At 67.1% G+C, this 17838-nt stretch carries 18 protein-coding genes and 1 tRNA gene; 13 read left to right on the top strand and 6 right to left on the bottom strand.

What is annotated here, in order from left to right; all coding sequences use genetic code 11:
* Positions 1-18: 18 nt before the first annotated feature.
* On the bottom strand, positions 19-1011 hold the full coding sequence (locus CAL24_RS19350) for a tripartite tricarboxylate transporter substrate-binding protein (RefSeq protein WP_094807635.1): 993 nt from the start codon (positions 1009-1011) through the stop codon (positions 19-21).
* 15 nt (positions 1012-1026) lie between these two features.
* Positions 1027-1680, bottom strand: coding sequence for an HAD family hydrolase (locus CAL24_RS19345; RefSeq protein WP_094807634.1), 654 nt, complete (start codon positions 1678-1680; stop codon positions 1027-1029).
* Between the two features lie 100 nt (positions 1681-1780).
* Between CAL24_RS19345 and CAL24_RS19340 the strand changes: the two genes are divergently transcribed.
* A complete protein-coding gene (locus CAL24_RS19340) occupies positions 1781-2683 on the top strand; it encodes a LysR family transcriptional regulator (RefSeq protein WP_094807633.1) in 903 nt (300 codons plus the stop codon).
* A gap of 7 nt (positions 2684-2690) precedes the next feature.
* Here CAL24_RS19340 and CAL24_RS19335 read toward each other — a convergent pair whose 3' ends face one another.
* The 4 genes from CAL24_RS19335 to mutM all read right to left on the bottom strand — a co-directional run bounded on the left by CAL24_RS19335 (position 2691) and on the right by mutM (position 6592).
* Positions 2691-2900 carry a DUF2783 domain-containing protein gene (locus tag CAL24_RS19335; protein WP_094807632.1) on the bottom strand — a complete coding sequence of 70 codons (210 nt, stop codon included), beginning with the start codon at positions 2898-2900 and terminating at the stop codon, positions 2691-2693.
* A 14-nt stretch (positions 2901-2914) separates the two neighbouring features.
* Positions 2915-4594, bottom strand: a complete 1680-nt coding sequence (locus tag CAL24_RS19330; RefSeq protein WP_094807631.1) for an FAD-dependent oxidoreductase — start codon at positions 4592-4594, stop codon at positions 2915-2917.
* A gap of 90 nt (positions 4595-4684) precedes the next feature.
* Entirely contained in the window at positions 4685-5638 is a 954-nt protein-coding gene (locus CAL24_RS19325) for an MBL fold metallo-hydrolase (RefSeq protein ID WP_028352635.1), read from the bottom strand.
* A gap of 126 nt (positions 5639-5764) precedes the next feature.
* Complete coding sequence (gene mutM / locus CAL24_RS19320; protein WP_028352634.1) at positions 5765-6592, bottom strand: bifunctional DNA-formamidopyrimidine glycosylase/DNA-(apurinic or apyrimidinic site) lyase; 828 nt, start codon at positions 6590-6592, stop codon at positions 5765-5767.
* Between mutM and CAL24_RS19315 the strand changes: the two genes are divergently transcribed.
* From CAL24_RS19315 to CAL24_RS19260, 12 genes are all read left to right on the top strand, one after another.
* Positions 6591-8477: a tetratricopeptide repeat protein gene (locus CAL24_RS19315; RefSeq protein ID WP_094807630.1), complete on the top strand. Its 1887-nt coding sequence runs from the start codon at positions 6591-6593 to the stop codon at positions 8475-8477. The genes mutM and CAL24_RS19315 overlap by 2 nt on opposite strands.
* A 14-nt stretch (positions 8478-8491) precedes the next feature.
* Positions 8492-9073 carry a lipoprotein insertase outer membrane protein LolB gene (gene lolB / locus CAL24_RS19310; protein ID WP_094807852.1) on the top strand — a complete coding sequence of 194 codons (582 nt, stop codon included), beginning with the start codon at positions 8492-8494 and terminating at the stop codon, positions 9071-9073.
* Between the two features lie 9 nt (positions 9074-9082).
* The gene (gene ispE / locus CAL24_RS19305) at positions 9083-10000 is read left to right on the top strand and encodes a 4-(cytidine 5'-diphospho)-2-C-methyl-D-erythritol kinase (protein ID WP_094807629.1); all 918 of its coding nucleotides are present in this window, start codon (positions 9083-9085) and stop codon (positions 9998-10000) included.
* A gap of 1 nt (position 10001) precedes the next feature.
* Positions 10002-10078 (top strand) — tRNA-Gln (locus CAL24_RS19300).
* A gap of 130 nt (positions 10079-10208) precedes the next feature.
* Positions 10209-11159 carry a ribose-phosphate pyrophosphokinase gene (locus CAL24_RS19295; protein WP_028352630.1) on the top strand — a complete coding sequence of 317 codons (951 nt, stop codon included), beginning with the start codon at positions 10209-10211 and terminating at the stop codon, positions 11157-11159.
* Between the two features lie 133 nt (positions 11160-11292).
* Positions 11293-11916 (top strand): 50S ribosomal protein L25/general stress protein Ctc, encoded by a 624-nt coding sequence (locus CAL24_RS19290; protein ID WP_028352629.1) that lies wholly within the window; start codon positions 11293-11295, stop codon positions 11914-11916.
* A gap of 93 nt (positions 11917-12009) precedes the next feature.
* Positions 12010-12606, top strand: a complete 597-nt coding sequence (gene pth / locus CAL24_RS19285; protein WP_028352628.1) for an aminoacyl-tRNA hydrolase — start codon at positions 12010-12012, stop codon at positions 12604-12606.
* Complete coding sequence (locus CAL24_RS19280; protein WP_432759302.1) at positions 12603-13373, top strand: CPBP family glutamic-type intramembrane protease; 771 nt, start codon at positions 12603-12605, stop codon at positions 13371-13373. Before pth ends, CAL24_RS19280 begins: the two co-directional genes overlap by 4 nt.
* A gap of 61 nt (positions 13374-13434) precedes the next feature.
* Positions 13435-14526: a redox-regulated ATPase YchF gene (ychF, locus tag CAL24_RS19275; protein ID WP_094807627.1), complete on the top strand. Its 1092-nt coding sequence runs from the start codon at positions 13435-13437 to the stop codon at positions 14524-14526.
* A 221-nt stretch (positions 14527-14747) separates the two neighbouring features.
* Positions 14748-15944, top strand: coding sequence for a tyrosine-type recombinase/integrase (locus CAL24_RS19270; RefSeq protein ID WP_094807626.1), 1197 nt, complete (start codon positions 14748-14750; stop codon positions 15942-15944).
* Entirely contained in the window at positions 15922-16671 is a 750-nt protein-coding gene (locus CAL24_RS19265; protein ID WP_094807625.1) for a hypothetical protein, read from the top strand. The genes CAL24_RS19270 and CAL24_RS19265 overlap by 23 nt, the downstream gene beginning before the upstream one ends.
* Positions 16672-16713: 42 nt before the next feature.
* Positions 16714-17838 (top strand): DNA methyltransferase, encoded by a 1125-nt coding sequence (locus CAL24_RS19260; protein ID WP_094807624.1) that lies wholly within the window; start codon positions 16714-16716, stop codon positions 17836-17838.

Here is a 17838-nt window from a genome sequence, read left to right as displayed (position 1 = left end):
TGAATGGCGCGGGGCGCCTCAGTTCAGGAATTCCTGCCGGGCCTTGAGGGCCGGCACGTCGTCGCGCAGGCCGCGCTCGATCAGGGCGGTCACCGCCCGCGGCTGCGCCGCCGGGCCGTGCGGCAGGTCCACGCCGACGGCCCGCATCTGCGCGCCGAAGCCGGGGTCGGCGGCGGCGTCCTGCAAGGCCTGGCGCAGCCGCGCCATGATCGGCTCGGGCGTGCCGCGCGGCGCGAAGATGGCGTTCCAGGAGCGCAGGTCGAGCGCGTGGCCCGCTTCCGCCGCGGTGGCGACGCCGGGCAATTGCGGCAGGCGCGTGTCCGAGAGTACCGCAATGGCCTTGAGCTTGCCGCCGGCGATCTGCGGCAGCGAGGTGGTGGTCTGGTCGCACATGAAATCGGTCTGTCCGCCCATCAGGTCGCTGATGGCCGGCGCCACGCCGCGATACGGGACGTGCGTGGCGGGCTGCCCGAGCGCCGCCAGCAGCAGCACGCAGCCGTAATGCGAGATCGAGCCGACGCCGGCGCTGCCGTAGGTGGCCTGGTCGCCCCGGGCCGCCAGCCAGGCGGCGAACTGCGGCAGGTCCTGCGCGGCAAAGTCGGCGCGCGCCAGCAGCAGCATGGACGCCGAGCCGGCCAGGCCGACCGGCAGGAAGTCCGCCAGCGGATCGTAGGGCAGCCTGGGATAGACGGCCGCATTGGCCACATGGGTGCCCAGCGTGCCGAACGCCAGGGTATAGCCGTCGGGCGCCGCGCGGGCCGCGCGCTGCAGGCCGATGGTGCCGCCGGCGCCGCCGACGTTTTCCACCACGATCGGCTGGCCGAGCCGGTTGCCCATCTGCTGCGCGAAACCGCGCGCCAGCGCGTCGCTCGGCCCGCCGGACGGGAACGGCACCACCAGCGTGACGGGGCGTCGCGGATAGTCGGGCTGCTGCGCATGGGCCGGCGCGGCGAGTCCGCACAGCAGGGCCAGGGCGGCCAGTGCCGCGACGGGATGTGGGAGGCGGATCATGGCTTGCTCCGGGATTCAGGGCGCGCGGCGGAAGGCCTGCAGCCAGGGCAGCGCCGAGTCCAGGGTGGGCGATTGCAGTTCGGGCGCGGGCGCGCCTTGCGGCAGGGCCAGGCCGACGCGGTTGTGCCAGTAGGTGCGCAAGCCGACGCGCGCGGTGCCGAACAGGTCGTAGCCCGAACCGGCCACGAAGGCCGCATCGGCCGGCGCCACCTGCAGCGCTTGCAGCGCCATCTGGTAGGGGCGCGGGTCAGGCTTGTAATAGCCGGCCTGCTCCGACGTCACGACGATGTCCCAATCGATGTCCAGCAGCGCCGCGGCCTGATGGCCCAGCCGCTGCGAACAGTTGGTCACCACCGCCAGCTTGCAGTGCGGGCGCAGGGCCTGCAGCAGGGCGCGCGCGCCGTCCCAGGGCGGCAGCCCGTTCCAGCCGGCCTCCAACGCGGCCGGTGCGCGCTCGGGCAGGCCGACGGCGTGCGCCGCCTGGCGCACCAGTGCTTCATAAGGCACGTAGCTGCCGCAGCCATAGGTCAGGCGCAGATACTCGGCGCGCCAGGCCCGGCCGGCCGCTTCCGAGCCCGCCGCCGTGTTCCAGACAGTCCAGGAATCGAGCAGCGCCGTGAGCAGGTCGAACAGCACGGCACGCGGATATGACGCAGGCGCAGCGGACATGGAAAACGCTCCAGGTTGGGATCAGGCAATGGCGGGACTATAGGGCGGATAATTACTGCCGTGATTTAATGGTTCTTCATCAATCGTTAAGCATTGCTGAATGATCAGGATCGAAGACCTGGAGCTGGCGGCGGCATTGGCGCAGGCGCCGTCGCTCAGCGCGGCGGCCCGCGCGCTGAATGTGACGCCACCCGCGCTGTCGATGCGCCTGCGCAAGCTGGAGGCCGGGCTGGGGCTGGCCCTGGCGGTGCGCACCGCGCGGCGCCTGAGCCTGACACCCGAGGGCGAGCGCTTCGCGCGCGAGGCGGCGGCGCTGCTGGCGCAATTGCGCGCACTGCCCGAGTCGCTGCAGCGTGACGACAGCCGGCTGACCGGCACGCTGCGCATCGCCGCGCCGTTCGGCTACGGCCGGCGCCATATCGCGCCGGTGCTGGCGCGCCTGGCGCTGCGTCATCCCGACCTGCGCGTGCAGCTGGATCTGCGCGAGACGCCCTGGCCCGATCATCACGACGCCGACGCCGTGGTGCACATCGGTGCGGTGCGCGATTCGTCCTGGGTGGCGCGCCGGCTGGCCGCCAATGCACGCTGGCTGTGCGCCAGCCCGCAATACCTGCGGGACCACGGCACGCCGCGCGAGCCGCGCGACCTGCTGCGGCACCGTTGCATCTGCATCCGCGAAAACGACGAGGACGTCACGCTGTGGCGCTTCCGGCGGCCCGGCCGGCGCGCGGCCGGGCAGAAGGCTTTCGAGACGGTGCGCGTGACGCCGGCCTATGTTTCGAACGACGGCAACGTGGCGCGCGCCTGGGCCGAGCAGGGCCTGGGCCTGGTGGTGCGGTCGCAATGGGATGCCGAGGCCGCGGTGGCGCGCGGCACGCTGGCGCGGGTGCTGCCGGCCTGGCAACTGGACGCCGCGCCTGTCATGCTGCTGGTGCCAAGCCGCAAGGGCCGCAGCGCGCGGGTCAAGGCCTTGCTGGACTGCCTCGACGAGGCGCCACGGTAAGCCCGCCCTAGGCGCCTTGGTCCGGCAGCACCGAGCGGCGCGCGCGCGCCAGCGCGTCGCGCAGCACTTCCATGTCGCCGATATGATTGGCCAGCAACAGGATCAGCGCGGCATTCAGTTCGGCGCTCTGCGCGTCGTCCAGGTCGCGGTGGGTGTCGATCAAGGCCTCGTAGAAGGCGTCCGGGGCCGGCAGGTTGGTGTCGATGTTCAGGGGCATGTCGGTGGGCTCCTTCAGGCCTGGCCCAGCGCGCGCGCCAGGGCGGCGGCCAGCGCGGCCGGGTCGAACGCGCGGCGGCGCGCCGCGACGTGCTGGTCGGGCCGCAACAGGTAGCAGGTGCCGGGCCGCGCATCGTAGCGTTGCGCCAGGCAGCCCTGGTGATCGTAGACCACGGCGCAGCCGGCCGGGGCATCGAGCGGCGCGCTGCCGTCGCCCACCAGCACGATGCGCAGCGGCACCGCGCCGTCGGCCAGTTTGCGCAGGGCAGCCTGGGTGGCCGCGGCGGGCGCGCGCGCGCCGCAGAACAGCGCCAGCACGAAGCTGCCGTCCAGACAGGACAGCCACCAGCCGTCGCGCCCCGCGGCATCGCGCACCGGCGCGTCCAGCGCCACCGCGCCCGGCGCCATGCGGCCGTCGAACGCATCGACGTCCGGCGTATTGAGCGGCGAATCAGTGTAGGCGGTGGGCAGCGACAGACGCCCGCTATTGACCAGCGCGCGCGCGAACGGGTGCTCGCGCGCCAGGTTCAGCACCGCATTGCGGAAGTGGCGGCTGGCCGTGCTCTTGGGCGTGATGAAATCGGTGGAGCGGGTCGAGTTCAGCAGGTTCTCGTCGGCCGCCTGTTCGCGCTCGGCCGCATAGGAATCGATCAGGCGCTCGGGCGCCGCGCCGGCCAGCACGAGCTGCAGCTTCCAGGCCAGGTTCTCGGCGTCCTGCACGCCGCTGTTGGCGCCGCGCGCGCCGAACGGCGACACGCGGTGCGCGGCGTCGCCCGCGAACACCACCCGGCCGTGCCGGAAGGCGTCCATGCGCTCGCAGGCGAAGGTGTAGACGCTGACCCATTCCAGCTCGAACTGCGTGTCGGGCCCCAGCAGGGCGCGGATGCGCGGCAGCACATTGGCCGGCTTGACCGCCTCGACCGGGTCGGCGTTCCAGCCCAGCTGGAAATCGATGCGCCAGACATTGTCGGGCTGCATGTGCAGCAGCACGGATTGATTGGGGTGGAATGGCGGGTCGAACCAGAACCAGCGTTCGGCGGGGAAGTCCGCCGTCATCTTGACGTCGGCGATCAGGAAGCGGTCCTTGAAGACGCGGCCGTGGCTTTCCTGGCCCAGCAGCTTGCGCACCGGCGAACGCGCGCCGTCGCAGGCGACCAGCCATTCGGCCTGCAGGGCGTACGTGCCATCGGGTGTCTCGACCGCCAGGTCGACGCCGTCGTCGCGCTGCGTCACGCCGACCACCTTGCTTTTCCAGCGCAGGTCGATCAGCGGGTGCGCGCAGGCCGCCTCGTGCAGGAAGCCTTCCACATAGTATTGCTGCAGGTTGACGAACGCGGGACGACGATGCCCGGGCTCGGGCAGCAGGTCGAAGCGCCACACTTCCTGGTCGCGGAAGAACACCTTGCCCACGTTCCAGGACACGCCCTTGTCGGCCATGCGCTGGCCCACGCCCAGGCGGTCCCAGATTTCCAGCGTGCGCTTGGCGAAACAGATGGCGCGCGATCCGGTGGACAGCCGGTAATCATCGTCCAGCACCACCACGCGCACGCCGCGCTGCGCCAGGTCCAGGGCGGTGGTCAACCCGACCGGGCCGGCGCCTACCACCACCACGCGGTGGCTGGCGGGGGCGGGGCAATCCTGGTCGGCGTGCTTTTGATAGGCGAACTCCAGCGCCTGGTAATCGATGTCGCTCACGCGTTGTCTCCTGTAGGCGGGCGCGCACGGGCGCCCGCCATGCGCGCCGGTGCGCCCTCTGCGGGGCGCTGGCGCGGCTTCATGCGGAAATCAGCCTTCGAGCTGCTGCCACATTTCCCGGTCGCGCTTGTCGGTCCAGATGCGCGGATGGTCGTGGCCGGTGGCCTCGTCATAGGCGCGCGACACGTCGAACGGCATGCAGTGGTCGAAGATGACCCAGTCGCTGTAGCGCGGCTGCATGAAGTCGTAGACCTCGCGGTAGATGGTCTTCAGGTCCTTGCCCTGCGCCACGCCGCGGTTGACCGCGCCGTACAGGTCGGTCAGGAAGGCGCGCGTGCCGGCCAGCCCCTGGCGCACTTCGGTGGCGTTTTTCAGCGCCGGGCCGCGGCCGGGCACCATTTTCTCGGCGCCGAAGCGGGCCAGCGCGTCCAGGGTGGTGGGCCAGTCGCGGAAATAAGCGTCGCCGCAATAGGGCGTGGACTGGTATTCGACCAGGTCGCCGGCGAACAGGATCTTCTGCTCGGGCAGCCAGGCGATGGTGTCGCCCTTGGTGTGGCCGCGCCCCACCTGCAGCAGGTGGACTTCCAGGTTGCCCAGGTTGACGGTCATGGCGCCCTGGAAGGTCATGGTGGGCCAGACCAGGCCGGGCGGGATCGACTCGGCGTTGCGGAACAAACGCGGGAAACGGCCGATCTCGCTGGCCTTGTCCTGCTCGCCGCGCTCGGCGATGAGGTCGTAGGTATCGCGGCTGGCCAGGATTTCCTGGGCGTTGTAGGCCGAGGCGCCGAACACGCGCACGGCGTGGTAGTGCGACAGCAGGATGTACTTGATGGGCTTGTCGGTGACTTCGCGGATGCGGCGGATGACGTCCTGCGCCATGACGGGGGTGGCCTGGGTGTCCACCACCATGACGGCTTCGTCGCCGATGATGACGCCAGTGTTCGGGTCGCCTTCGGCGGTGTAGGCGTAGGCGTTGTCGGACAATTTCTCGAACGACACGACCTTGTCGGCCAGGTCGGCCTGGGAGGCGAATTGCTTGCTCACGGCGTCTCCTATATGTGGGTTTCTGATGCGGGTCACTATAGCCTGTCGTTTGTTTTTGTGCAATACGTTTGCTATAGACGAATATCGGGGGCGCGACGGGGCCGCGGCTGGGCCGCTCGCGCCGGCTCAGCGGCGCTGGCAGGTAGGGCAGTAGTAAGTGGCGCGCTGGCCCTGCACCAGGCGCCGGATGGGCGTCGCGCAGACCCGGCAGGGCAGGCCGGCGCGCTCGTAGACCGCCGCGTGGATCTCGAAATAGCTGCCGGGCTGGCCGCTGGCGCCGACGTAGTCGCGCAGGGTGCTGCCGCCCGAGGCCAGGGCGTCGGCCAGGGTGGCGCGCACCATGTCGGCCAGCCGCTGGCAGCGCGCCGCCGAGACGCGGCGCGCCGGCGTGCGCGGATCGATGCCGGCGCGGAACAGGCTTTCGGAAGCGTAGATATTGCCCACGCCCACCACCGCGTCGCCGGCCAGCAAGGCCTGCTTGACCGCGACGCTACGGCCGCGGAACTGGCTGTGCAGCCAGGCGCCGTCGAAGCGCGGATCGAAGGGCTCGATGCCCAGCCGCGCCAGCAGCGGGTGCGCGGCGACCGGGCCGGCGCTGTCCGGGTGCCACAGCACGGCGCCGAAGCGGCGCGGGTCGTGCAGCCGCAGCGTGGCGTGGTCGAACACCCAGTCGACGTGGTCGTGCTTGCGCGGCGCCTCGCCGGCCGGCACGCTGCGCAGCGACCCCGACATGCCCAGGTGCACGATTTGCGTGCCGTGCTCGAAGCGCAGCAGCAGGTACTTGCCGCGCCGCGCGCATTCGAGCACGGCGCGGTCCGACAGCAGGGCGGGAAGTTCGGCCGGAATGGGCCAGCGCATGCGCGCTTCGCGCACCACCAGCCGGCGCAGCGTCTGGCCTGTAATGACGGCGTCGATTCCGCGGCGGGTGGTTTCGACTTCGGGAAGTTCCGGCATGAGCCAGTGTAAGATGATCAATTGCTTGACCAGAGATTGTGCCATCAACCGGACGGGCCGCGTGAAGTCCTCGCTCAAACAAGTTCATTCCCTCATCACCGTGCTGGCGCTCGCGCTGGGGGGCCTGCAGTCGGTGCCGGCCCTGGCGGCCGATGGGCCGGGCCGCGACGCCACCGGGCCGCGCCTGGTGCCTCAATCGCGTACGCCGGAAACCCAGGTCATCCGCCTGCGGCCGGGGCAGATTCCATACGTTTCGCTGACCGCCGACATCTTCTATCGCGTGCTGGCGTCCGAGATCGCCGCGCAGCGGGGCATGTACAGCACGGCAGCGTCCACGCTGGCGAACCTGGCCCGCGAGACCGGCGACCCGCGCCTGGCCCGGCGCGCGCTGGAATTCCAGTTGGCGGGCGGCAACCTGCCCGGCGCGCTCGACGCGGCGCGCGAGTGGGCCCGCCTGGCGCCCAACGACATCGAGGCCAGTTCCACCGAATTGGCGCTGGCCGCCGCCAACGGCCAGACGTCCGGCCTGGCCGCGGCGCTGCGCCAGCGCATCGACGCGGCGGACGACAAGCCCGCCGCGATCTCCCAGGCCCTGGGCGTGCTGGCGCGCCTGAACGACCGCCGCCTGGCGCTGCGCATCTTCGACGAGTCGCTCAGCCCGCCGGTGCGCAAGCTGCCCGCCGCGCACCTGGCCCTGGCCGACGTGGCGCAGGCCGCGGGCGACTACGGCCGCGCCGCCGACGAGGCCCGCGCCGCGCTGGCGGCCGATCCGCATTCCGAGGCGGCCGCCCAGCGCGTGCTCGAGTACGGCGCCCGCGTCGACCCGCGCCGCGCCGAGATCGAGGCGCGCGCGTTCCTGGCCAAGCATCCCGACGCCCGCAAGCTGCACCTGGCCCTGGCCGGCCAGATGGCCGAGCGCGGCGACTACGACAGCGCGCTGGCCGAGCTGCAGGCCATGTCGCGCCGCTCGCCCGAAGACTTCGACCTGCTGTTCATGCAGGCGCAGCTGGCCTACAAGGCCGGCCGCAAGGACCAGGCCCGCAGCCTGCTGCAGCAATACCTGGACGTGCAGAACCAGCGCCAGGAATCGATCGTGGCCGGCGCTTCCGATGCGCCCGCCGCCGAGGCCGACGCGCGGGTGCTGCTGTCGCGCATCGCCGAGGACCAGGGCCGCTACGACGAAGCCATCGCCCAGCTTGGCCAGATCGACGACCCCACCCTGCGCTATTCCGCGCAGATGCGCCAGGCCGCGCTGCGCGCCAAGCAAGGGCGCATCGACGACGCGCTGGCCATGGTCGACGCCGCGCAGCCGCACGACGAGGACGACCAGGTGCAGGGCGTGCTGACCAAGGCGCAGATCCTGCGCGATGCCGACCGCATCGACCAGGCGGTGGCCACGCTCGAGGCCGCCAACCAGGCGCAGCCCGATACCGTCGAGATCAAATACGAACTGGCCATGCTGTATGAACGCCAGGGCCGCTACGACGAACTCGAGACGCAACTGCGGCAGGTGATCGCCCTCGACCCCGACCACGCCCACGCCTACAACGCGCTGGGCTACACGCTGGCCGACCGCAACCAGCGGCTGCCGGAGGCGCTCGACCTGATCACCCAGGCTCTGGAATTGCTGCCCGACGATCCGTTCATCCTCGACAGCATGGGCTGGGTCAAATTCCGCATGGGCGACCGCCAGGCAGCCGCCGAATACCTGTCGCGCGCCTATGCGCAGCGTCCCGAGGCCGACATCGCGGCGCACCTGGCCGAGGTGTTCTGGTCCGAGGGCAAGCGCCAGCAGGCCGAAGAACTGCTGCGCGCAGGCTTCCAGAAGGATCCCAAGAACCGTACGCTGCTGGATACCGCCAAGCGCCTGGGGGTCTCGCTGTGAGCGCGGCCGCGGGCATGGCGCCGCGCCGCGCCTGGCTGCGCGGCTGGCTGGCCGGCGGGCTGTGCGCGTTGCTGGCGGCCTGCGCCAGCGTGCCGGACGCGCCGTCCGGCACCGCCGACGACGCCTTCGCGCGCAATGGCCGCTTCGCCATCACGGTCACCGAGGCCGGCGGCCAGCAGCAGGCGGTGCAGGGCGGCTTCACCTGGCGCGACGACGGCCGCCGCTACGTGCTGGACCTCACCAATCCGCTCGGCTCCACCGAGGCCCGCGTCGAAGGCGGTCCCGGCCGCGCCACCCTGACCAAGGCCGACGGCACCCGGCTCGAAGCCGATACCCCCGATGCGCTGGCCGAAGAGGCGCTGGGCGGCCCCGTGCCAGTGGCCAGCCTGCGCGACTGGCTGCGCGGCCGGGTGGCGGACGACGCCCCGGTGGCCGGCATGCAGCGCGACGAACAAGGCCGCCCGGCGGCTTTCCAGCAGGACGGCTGGCATGCCCGGCTGTCGCGCTACGACAATCTCGGCCCCGGGCTGCTGGTGCTTCAGCGCAGCGAGCCGGGGCGGCGCATCATGGTCCGGCTGGCCATCAGCCAGCCCTGACCGCCGGCCATGCTGTACGACGTACCCGCGCCGGCCAAGCTGAACCTGTTCCTGCATGTGGTGGGCCGCCGTCCCGACGGCTACCACCTGCTGCAGACCGTATTCCGCTTCATCGACCTGTGCGACACGCTGCACTTCGAGGCGCGCGCCGACGGCCGCATCGAGCGCGCCGCCGAGCTGCCCGGCGTGCCGGCCGACCAGGACCTGACCGTGCGCGCGGCGCGCGCCCTGCAACAGGCCGCCGGCGTGCGGCAGGGCGTCACCATCGGGCTGGAAAAGCGCATTCCGCAAGGCGGCGGGCTGGGCGGCGGCTCCAGCGATGCCGCCTCCACCCTGATCGCGCTCAACCGCCTGTGGAACACCGGCCTGTCGCGCCGCGACCTGATGGCGCTGGCCTTGCCGCTGGGCGCCGACGTGCCGGTGTTCGTGTTCGGCCAATCGGCCTTCGCCGAGGGCGTGGGCGAAATCCTGACCGCCCTGGAACTGCCGCCGGCCGCCTACCTGGTGGCCCAGCCCGACGCCAGCGTGCCCACGGCCGGCATTTTTTCCGACCCGGATTTGACAAGGAACACACCTTCAGTCAGAATAGCGGACTTTCTTGCTTCGCAAGAGTCCGGCACAAAACCGAGCCAGGGCTTTTTTGGCAAGAACGACCTGGAACCGGTGGTTTACCGGCGCTATCCTGAGGTTTCACGGGCGGCGCGGTGGCTGTCGGGGCGTGGTGTCCACGTCCGCATGTCGGGGTCTGGCGCGTGTTTGTTCGCCCAGTACGCCACACCGCAACAGGCCGTTTTGGCGCAGCAGGAAATTACCGCTACAATGCGCGTCGCTGGTGAATCAACCAGCCAAGCGCAAGCAGGGTTCCGGTTGGTGCGGGCATGTCCCGGGTTGGCCGAGCATCCGTTGCGGAACTGGATTGCAAGATAGTTGGGGAGTCGCCAAGCTGGTTAAGGCACCGGATTTTGATTCCGGCATGCGAAGGTTCGAATCCTTCCTCCCCAGCCACCAAATATCAATAAAAAAGCTGTTGAACACGCCTGTCAGACACTGGCCATGGTTCAGCAGCTTTTTTATTTGCCGGTTTTGCCGGCCGCAGCAAACGTTCGCGTCCTAATCGACCATCGCAGCTTCCATCATGGCAAACGACAGCTTCATGATCTTCACGGGCACGGCCAACACCCGCCTGGCCGTGGACGTAGTCAACCATCTCGACATGTCCCTGGGCAAGATGACGGTTGGCCGCTTCTCCGATGGCGAAGTCATGGTCGAGATCAACGAGAACGTGCGCGGCAAGGACGTCTTCGTGCTGCAGCCCACCTGTGCGCCGACCAACGACAACCTGATGGAAATCATGGTCATGGTCGATGCGCTGCGCCGGGCCTCGGCCGGCCGCATCACCGCCGCCATCCCGTATTTCGGCTATGCCCGCCAGGACCGCCGCCCGCGTTCGGCGCGCGTGGCCATCTCGGCCAAGGTGGTGGCCAACATGCTGCAGGTCGCCGGCGTCGACCGCGTGCTGACCATGGACCTGCACGCCGACCAGATCCAGGGCTTCTTCGATATCCCGGTCGACAACATCTACGCCGGGCCGATCCTGCTGGGCGACATCTGGCGCCGCAATTTCGCCAACCTGGTGGTCGTGTCGCCCGATATCGGCGGCGTGGTGCGCGCCCGGGCGCTGGCCAAGCAGCTCGAGGCCGACCTAGCCATCATCGACAAGCGGCGCCCGCGCGCCAATGTGTCGGAAGTCATGAACATCATCGGCGAAGTCGACGGCCGCACCTGCATCATCATGGATGACATGGTCGATACCGCCGGCACGCTGTGCAAGGCCGCGCAGGCCCTGAAAGACCGCGGCGCCGGCGCCGTCTACGCCTATTGCACGCACCCCGTGCTGTCGGGCGGCGCCATCGACCGCATCGAGGCGTCGGAACTGGACGAACTGGTCGTCACCGACACCATCCCGCTGTCCGAGCAAGGCCAGGCCAGCAGCAAGATCCGCCAGCTTTCGTGCGCGGCGCTGCTGGGCGAAACCATTCTGCGTATTTCCAACGCGGAATCGGTCAGCTCGCTGTTCGTCGACTGAGCCGGCGCAGCCCGTATTTTCGAATTTGCCCGCCTGCTGGTCGCGGCAGGCAGGCAAACAACACGGTACGCATGTCGCGTGCCGTGCAACTTAGCCGGCAGCTTCACCGCTGCCAGATTGTCTGGAGTCATCCATGAAATTCACTGCCACTGCGCGTAGCGTCCAGGGTTCGAGTGCGAGCCGCCGCCTGCGCCGCGCGGGCCGCGTTCCCGCCATTGTCTATGGTGGTACGGCTGCCCCCCTGAACATCGAACTCGACCACAACGAGATCTACCACGCCCTGCGCAAGGAAGAATTCCACGCCTCGATCCTGCAGATGCAGTTCGACGGCAAGGAAGAGCCCGTGCTGCTGCGTGCGGTTCAATGGCACGCCTACAAGCCGCAAGTCCTGCACGTCGACTTCCAGCGCGTCGACGCCAACCAGGCCCTGCACACCAAGGTGCCGCTGCACTTCATCAACGGCGAGACCTCGCCGGCGGTCAAGCTCAGCAACGCCATCATCAGCCACGTGATGACCGAACTGGAAATCACCTGCCTGCCTTCGGCGCTGCCGCAGTTCATCGAAGTCGACCTAGCCAACCTGCTGGGCGGCGCCTCGATCCACTTGGCCGACATCAAGCTGCCCAAGGGCGTGACCTACGTCGCGCACGGCGGCGACGCCAACCCGGTGCTGGCCTCGGCGCTGGTCAAGGGCGGTGGTGCTGCGTCCGCTGACGACGAAGGCGACGCGCCGGCCGGCGAAACCCCCGCCGCCTAAGCCGCGGCGCCGGTCCGCGCCGGACGCCAAAACGGAAACCCTGCGCATGCGAGTTGCATGCGCGGGGTTTTTTATGTTTTAAAGATGCCCATCATGTCTACCGCCATCCGCCTGATCGTCGGCCTGGGCAACCCGGGGCCCGACTACGAAACCACCCGCCACAACGCCGGCTTCTGGCTGGCCGACCACCTGGCCGACGACCTGCGCGCCAGCTTCGCGCTGGAAAAAGGCTTCCATGGCCTGGTGGCCAAGGCGCGGCGCGGCGGCGACAGCGTGCTGCTGCTCAAGCCCATCACCTACATGAACCGCTCCGGCCAGGCCGTGGGCGCGCTGGCGCGCTTCTACAAGCTGGCGCCCGAGCAGGTGCTGGTGCTGCACGACGAGCTCGACCTGCTGCCCGGCCAGGTCAAGCTCAAGCAGGGCGGCGGGCATGCCGGGCACAACGGCCTGAAGGATATCCAGGCCGCCCTGGGCAGCCCCAATTTCTGGCGCCTGCGCATCGGCATCGGCCATCCGCGCACGCTGGGGCTGGCGCAGCAGGTGGCCGATTTCGTGCTGCACCCGCCGCGCCGCGACGAACAGGGCGCCATCGACGACGTCATCCAGCGCTGCCGCGCCGTGGTGCCGGCCATGCTGGACGGCGATTTCGCGCTGGCCACGCGCCAGCTGCACAGCGGCAACGGGGCCTGAGCGGCATGGCTGCGACATCGGCGGCCGCGCCCCGCAAGCCGCGCTTCCGCGACGAACTGGCCGATTTCTGGCGTTTCCTGTTCGCCCCCGACCTGCGCCGCCTGCCCGGCCGGCGTTCGTCCAGCCAGCTGCGCAACGATTGGCTGCCCGACGTCTCGCCGCGCCGGCTGCTGGGCTGGGCGGCGGTGCTGTGGGGCCTGAATTTCTTCGCCCTGGGGCCGATCGCGGTCACCGCCGCCGGCGCCGGCGGCGCGGTGCATCGCCTGGACCCGTCCGCCATTCCCTGGCTGACCGCGGTGCTGTGGGCGCCGCTGATCGAAGAAATGCTGTTCCGCTACGGCTTGCGGCGGCCCGTGCAGGCGTTATGGGTCTGCCCCGCCATCCTGCCGCCGCTGCTGTGGGGCGTGCATGGCTGGACGCTGGCCTGGGCGGCCGCCGTGGTGCTGCTGGCCTGCCTGCCGCTGCGGCGCGGCAGGGCGGCGCGCACGCGCCCGCGGATGGCCTGGCGCCGCCATTACCGGATGCACTTCGGCCGGGTGTTCCACCTGTCCGGCCTGGCGTTCGCGCTGGTGCACCTGAACAATTTCGTGCTGGCCGACGTCGCGTACTGGATGCTGCCGCTGCTGGTGCTGCCGCAGTGGGCCACCGGCCTGGTGCTGGGCTGGATCCGCGTGCGGCGCGGCATCGGGGCGTCGGTGGCGCTGCACGGCCTGTTCAACGCCGGGCCCATGCTGCTGATCTGGCTGGTGCTGGGGCTGGCAAAGTAGGGCGGCGGCGCCCGGCGGGCCGGGCGGCTACAATCCCCGTCTTGATCATCGAGGAATTTCCATGGCTCTGCAATGCGGCATCGTCGGCCTGCCCAACGTGGGCAAATCGACGCTTTTCAACGCCCTGACCCGCGCGGGCATCGCGGCGGAAAACTACCCCTTCTGCACCATCGAGCCGAACGTCGGCGTGGTCGAGGTGCCCGATCCGCGCCTGCAGCAGCTGGCCGACATCGTCTCGCCGGAGCGCATCCTGCCGGCCACGGTGGAATTCGTGGACATCGCCGGCCTGGTGGCCGGCGCCAGCCAGGGCGAAGGGCTGGGCAACCAGTTCCTGTCGCACATCCGCGAGACGGACGCCATCGTCAACGTGGTGCGCTGCTTCGAAGATCCCAACGTGGTGCACGTGGCCGGCAAGGTCGACCCTATCGCCGATATCGAGGTCATCGAGACCGAACTGGCGCTGGCCGACCTGCAGACGGCCGAGAAAGCGCTGCATCGCCATTCCAAGACGGCGCGTTCGGGCGACAAGGAAGCCCAGCGCCTGGTGGCCGTGCTCGAGAAATGCATCGCCGCGCTGAACGAGGCCAAGCCGGTGCGCTCGGTCGATCTCAGCGACGAGGAAGCCGCGCTGGTCAAGCCGCTGTGCTTCATCACCGCCAAGCCGGCCATGTACGTGGGCAACGTCAGCGACGACGGCTTCACCGACAACCCGCTGCTGGAGCGCCTGACCGCCTTCGCGGCCTCGCGCAATGCGCCGGTGGTGGCCATCTGCGCCGCCATCGAGTCGGAAATCGTCGACCTGCCCGAAGAAGACCGCCAGGCCTTCCTGGCCGACATGGGCATGGACGAGCCGGGCCTGAACCGCTTGATCCGCGCGGCCTTCAAGTTGCTGGGCCTGCAGACCTACTTCACCGCCGGGGTGAAGGAAGTGCGCGCCTGGACCATCCCCATCGGCGCCACCGCGCCGCAGGCCGCGGGCGTCATCCACACCGACTTCGAGCGCGGCTTCATCCGCGCGCAGACCATCGCCTTCGACGACTTCATCGCCTGCAAGGGCGAGCAGGGCGCCAAGGAAGCCGGCAAGATGCGGGCGGAAGGCAAGGAATACGTCGTGCAGGATGGCGACGTGATGAATTTCCTGTTCAACGTCTGACCCTAGAGAGCCATTTCTCAGCATTTCATAAGATTGCTTTGAAGTCTTGAAAAAACGCTAGAACCCCGGAAAATCCGGGGTTTTTCGTTTCTGACGATTGCATGATGTTGCTCGGCCTTGCCTGCGCAAAGTGACTATACTGGTGTATATGAAGATTGGACGAGGCGGCGGAAGGTGTATATGATCCTCCTGTCGTTCCTCATTGCCGATCTCGTGACACCGTGCTGACAGATGCCCACTGCCGTGCTGCCAAACCGAAGGAGCAGCTCTACCGCCTGAATGACCTTCGCGGCCTTTACCTCGAAGTGAAGCCCAATGGGGTAAAGGCTTGGCGCTACCGCTTCAAGCTGGGTGGCAAGGGATCGTGGTTCGCGCTGGGCGACTACCCCACCGTCAGCCTGGCCGAAGCGCGGGACAAGTGCGAGGAGGCGCGGAAGCTGGTCAAGCAGGGCATCAACCCCGTTCAGCACCGGCAGCTTGAGCGCCTCAAGCGCGAACAGGATTCCACCAATACTTTTGAGATGGTCGCCAAAGAATGGCTGGCTCTGCGGGACTGGGAAGACATCACCAAGAAACGCCGCCTGGACATGCTGGAGCGGGTGGTATTCCCCAGCATCGGCAAGCTACCTGTGCGTGACATCACCCCCGCGCACGTTCTCGACATCCTCACCAAGACCGTAAAGCGCGGTGCGCCGACCGTCGCCGCCGAAGCCAAGCGCACCATGTCCGGCATTTTCGAGTTGGCCGTCGCCACCTTGCGGGCAGACAACGATCCCGTCTGGCCCGTCCGCAAGGCGTTGCCCGCCAACAAGACGCAACACAAGACGGCACTGACCACCGCGCAGATCGGCAAGCTGCTCAGCGACTTCGACAACCACCGTTGCGGCTATCAGGTCAATTTCTGCATACAGTTGATGTGGTGGACACTGGCGCGTCCCAGCGAAGCGGCAGAAGCGGAATGGGCTGAATTCGATCTCGATGCCGCGCTTTGGACGATCCCAGCTCGGCGCATGAAAGCCCGCCGCGAGCATGTGGTGCCACTGCCAACGCAGGCCATAGAGATGTTGCGGCGCCTGCGCGCCATTAGCGGCGACCGGACGCACCTCTTCCCCGGCAGGGATGACCGCAACAGGCCGATGTCAGTGCATTCGATCCGGCAGGCGCTCAAGGTGCTGGGCTGGAGCGGCACCTACAGCCCGCATGGCACCAGAACCACGGGCAGCACCCGGCTGAACGAAATGGGCTACCGCCCGGATGCCATTGAGGCGCAGCTTGCCCATTCGGAACCCAACTCGGTACGCCGCACCTACAACCATGCCACCTACCTCGAAGAGCGGCGGGGCATGATGCAGGCATGGGCGGACAAGCTTGAACTCTGGAAGCGGGAGAGCACAGGTGAAGTCAGTAAAACACAGTGAGTACCTGCCCGACACGGAGGCAGGACGCTTACTATTCAGGGAGCGCCTGATTGCAAAAATTCAGCAACATCGCGACTTCAAGGCGCTGCCACACGAAATTCAGTCGAGCTTCTTTGAGGAGTTAGCTGCACTCACCTTTTTCGGCACCAACAACTGTTCGGTGGAGACACATAGCTCACGGATACGCAAGCTCGAAAAACTGGCCGACAGTTATCGCCGGGTTGCCAATAGCATTGCACTGCTTTCGGAAATAGATGAGCTGCTGCTCGATGATGCCTTTCAACACAGCATGCCTTTGCAACAGCAAAAGAAACTGATGCGACAGCTGGCTGCCCAAGTTGATGGCCTGATAGGCGGGATGCGGCAGACGTCTACCAGCACGTCTGAGCGGATTTTGCTACGTCTGCAGGGTGCGAGCCTGCTGAAGCAATTGGGCAAACTGGGGGTCGTCTGCAAAATCAACAATGACTTTCAGAAAATCGCCCAAACTGATGCAGGGCATAGCGAGGAAACCGAGCAAGCACAGCGTTTTCTGCCGGATCTGTCGCAGAGCATGACCCTTGCCATGCTCTGCACCATGCTGGTTCTCTTCAACAGCGGCCAGGTCGTTGAATGGAGCTACTGCCGCAGACTGCTGTTGGAAGGGATAACCTTGCACAAAGCACACACTCCGGATAGAGCTAACGCCGCCAATGGTTCCCTACGCACCCATTGCCGTGTAGACTAATCCTTATATCTAAAATTCATGTCAAACACAAGTACTCAGAACGTGGCCCTAGCCTACAAAAAAGAAAATGCGCTGAACGCAATTTGCCCTTACTTTACGATGTTTCCGCTTGAGTATCCGAATAGGGTGCTCAAAAAGCATCTAAAGGAACAGCCAGTTGTGCTCGACCCATTTTGTGGTCGGGGCACCACGTTATTCTCTGCTCGAAAATTTGGACTTTCTGCCTGGGGTATTGATTCGTCGCCTGTTGCTGTTGCTATTGCAAAAGCCAAGCTTGCGAGCTGCGACATCGAGGCTCCTCTAAAGCTTGCTGCGGAACTGATTGCAGACGCCGAGCCAGCCGACTTGCCAGACACTCCATTCTTCCGTGCCGCGTATCACCGGTCGACGCTCCGTGATATTTGCGCTCTGCGCGAAGGATTGCTTGGACTCGGAAATGAAACGGATGCGTCGTCCATATTGCGTGCTGCCGCACTGGGGTGTTTGCACGGCCCACTCCCCAAGCATCTTGAGAGCGCGGGCTACTTTTCAAACCAAATGCCAAGGACTTACGCGTCAAAACCGGACTACGCTGTTCGATTCTGGAAGGAACGCGACCTCAAAGCCCCAAAGATTGATGTACTCCGAGTATTGCGTCGAAAGATAGAGCGGTTGGCTGGACTTGATCAAGCCTCCCCATGTCCGATATCTCATGTCATACATGGAGACGCTCAGTCGGAAGAGTTATTTCAGTCGATTAACAAAGCGCCCTCGGTTGTAATCACTTCTCCTCCATACTACGGAATGCGGACATATGTTCAGGACCAATGGTTGAGAAATTGGTTTCTTGGCGGCCCCAGTTCCATTGACTATTCAGCTGGCCCGCAACTTGATCACGGTGGGCAACAGGCATTTGCAGCTTCGCTTGGAAAGGTTTGGCGCAATATTGCCAATACTGCTTCGTCCTCCGAGTCGCTCCATATGTACATCCGATTCGGAATAATTCCGTCAGCGTTGGTTGATGCAAAAAAACTCTTCAGGGACTCTTTGGAGGAATCTGGAATCAATTGGCGCTTGGTTTCTACGCGCTCGGCAAAGTCAGCCGATGTCGGCAAGCGGCAAGCAGATCAAATGAAAGCCGAGTCCGCCGCCGCCATTGAGTTCGATTTTCATATCGAACGGGCCTAA

The organism is Bordetella genomosp. 2, from assembly GCF_002261345.1.
Lineage (GTDB): Bacteria > Pseudomonadota > Gammaproteobacteria > Burkholderiales > Burkholderiaceae_B > Bordetella_A.
The sequence above is the reverse complement of the archived record's forward strand: the minus strand, read 5'-3'. Positions and strand labels throughout refer to the sequence as shown.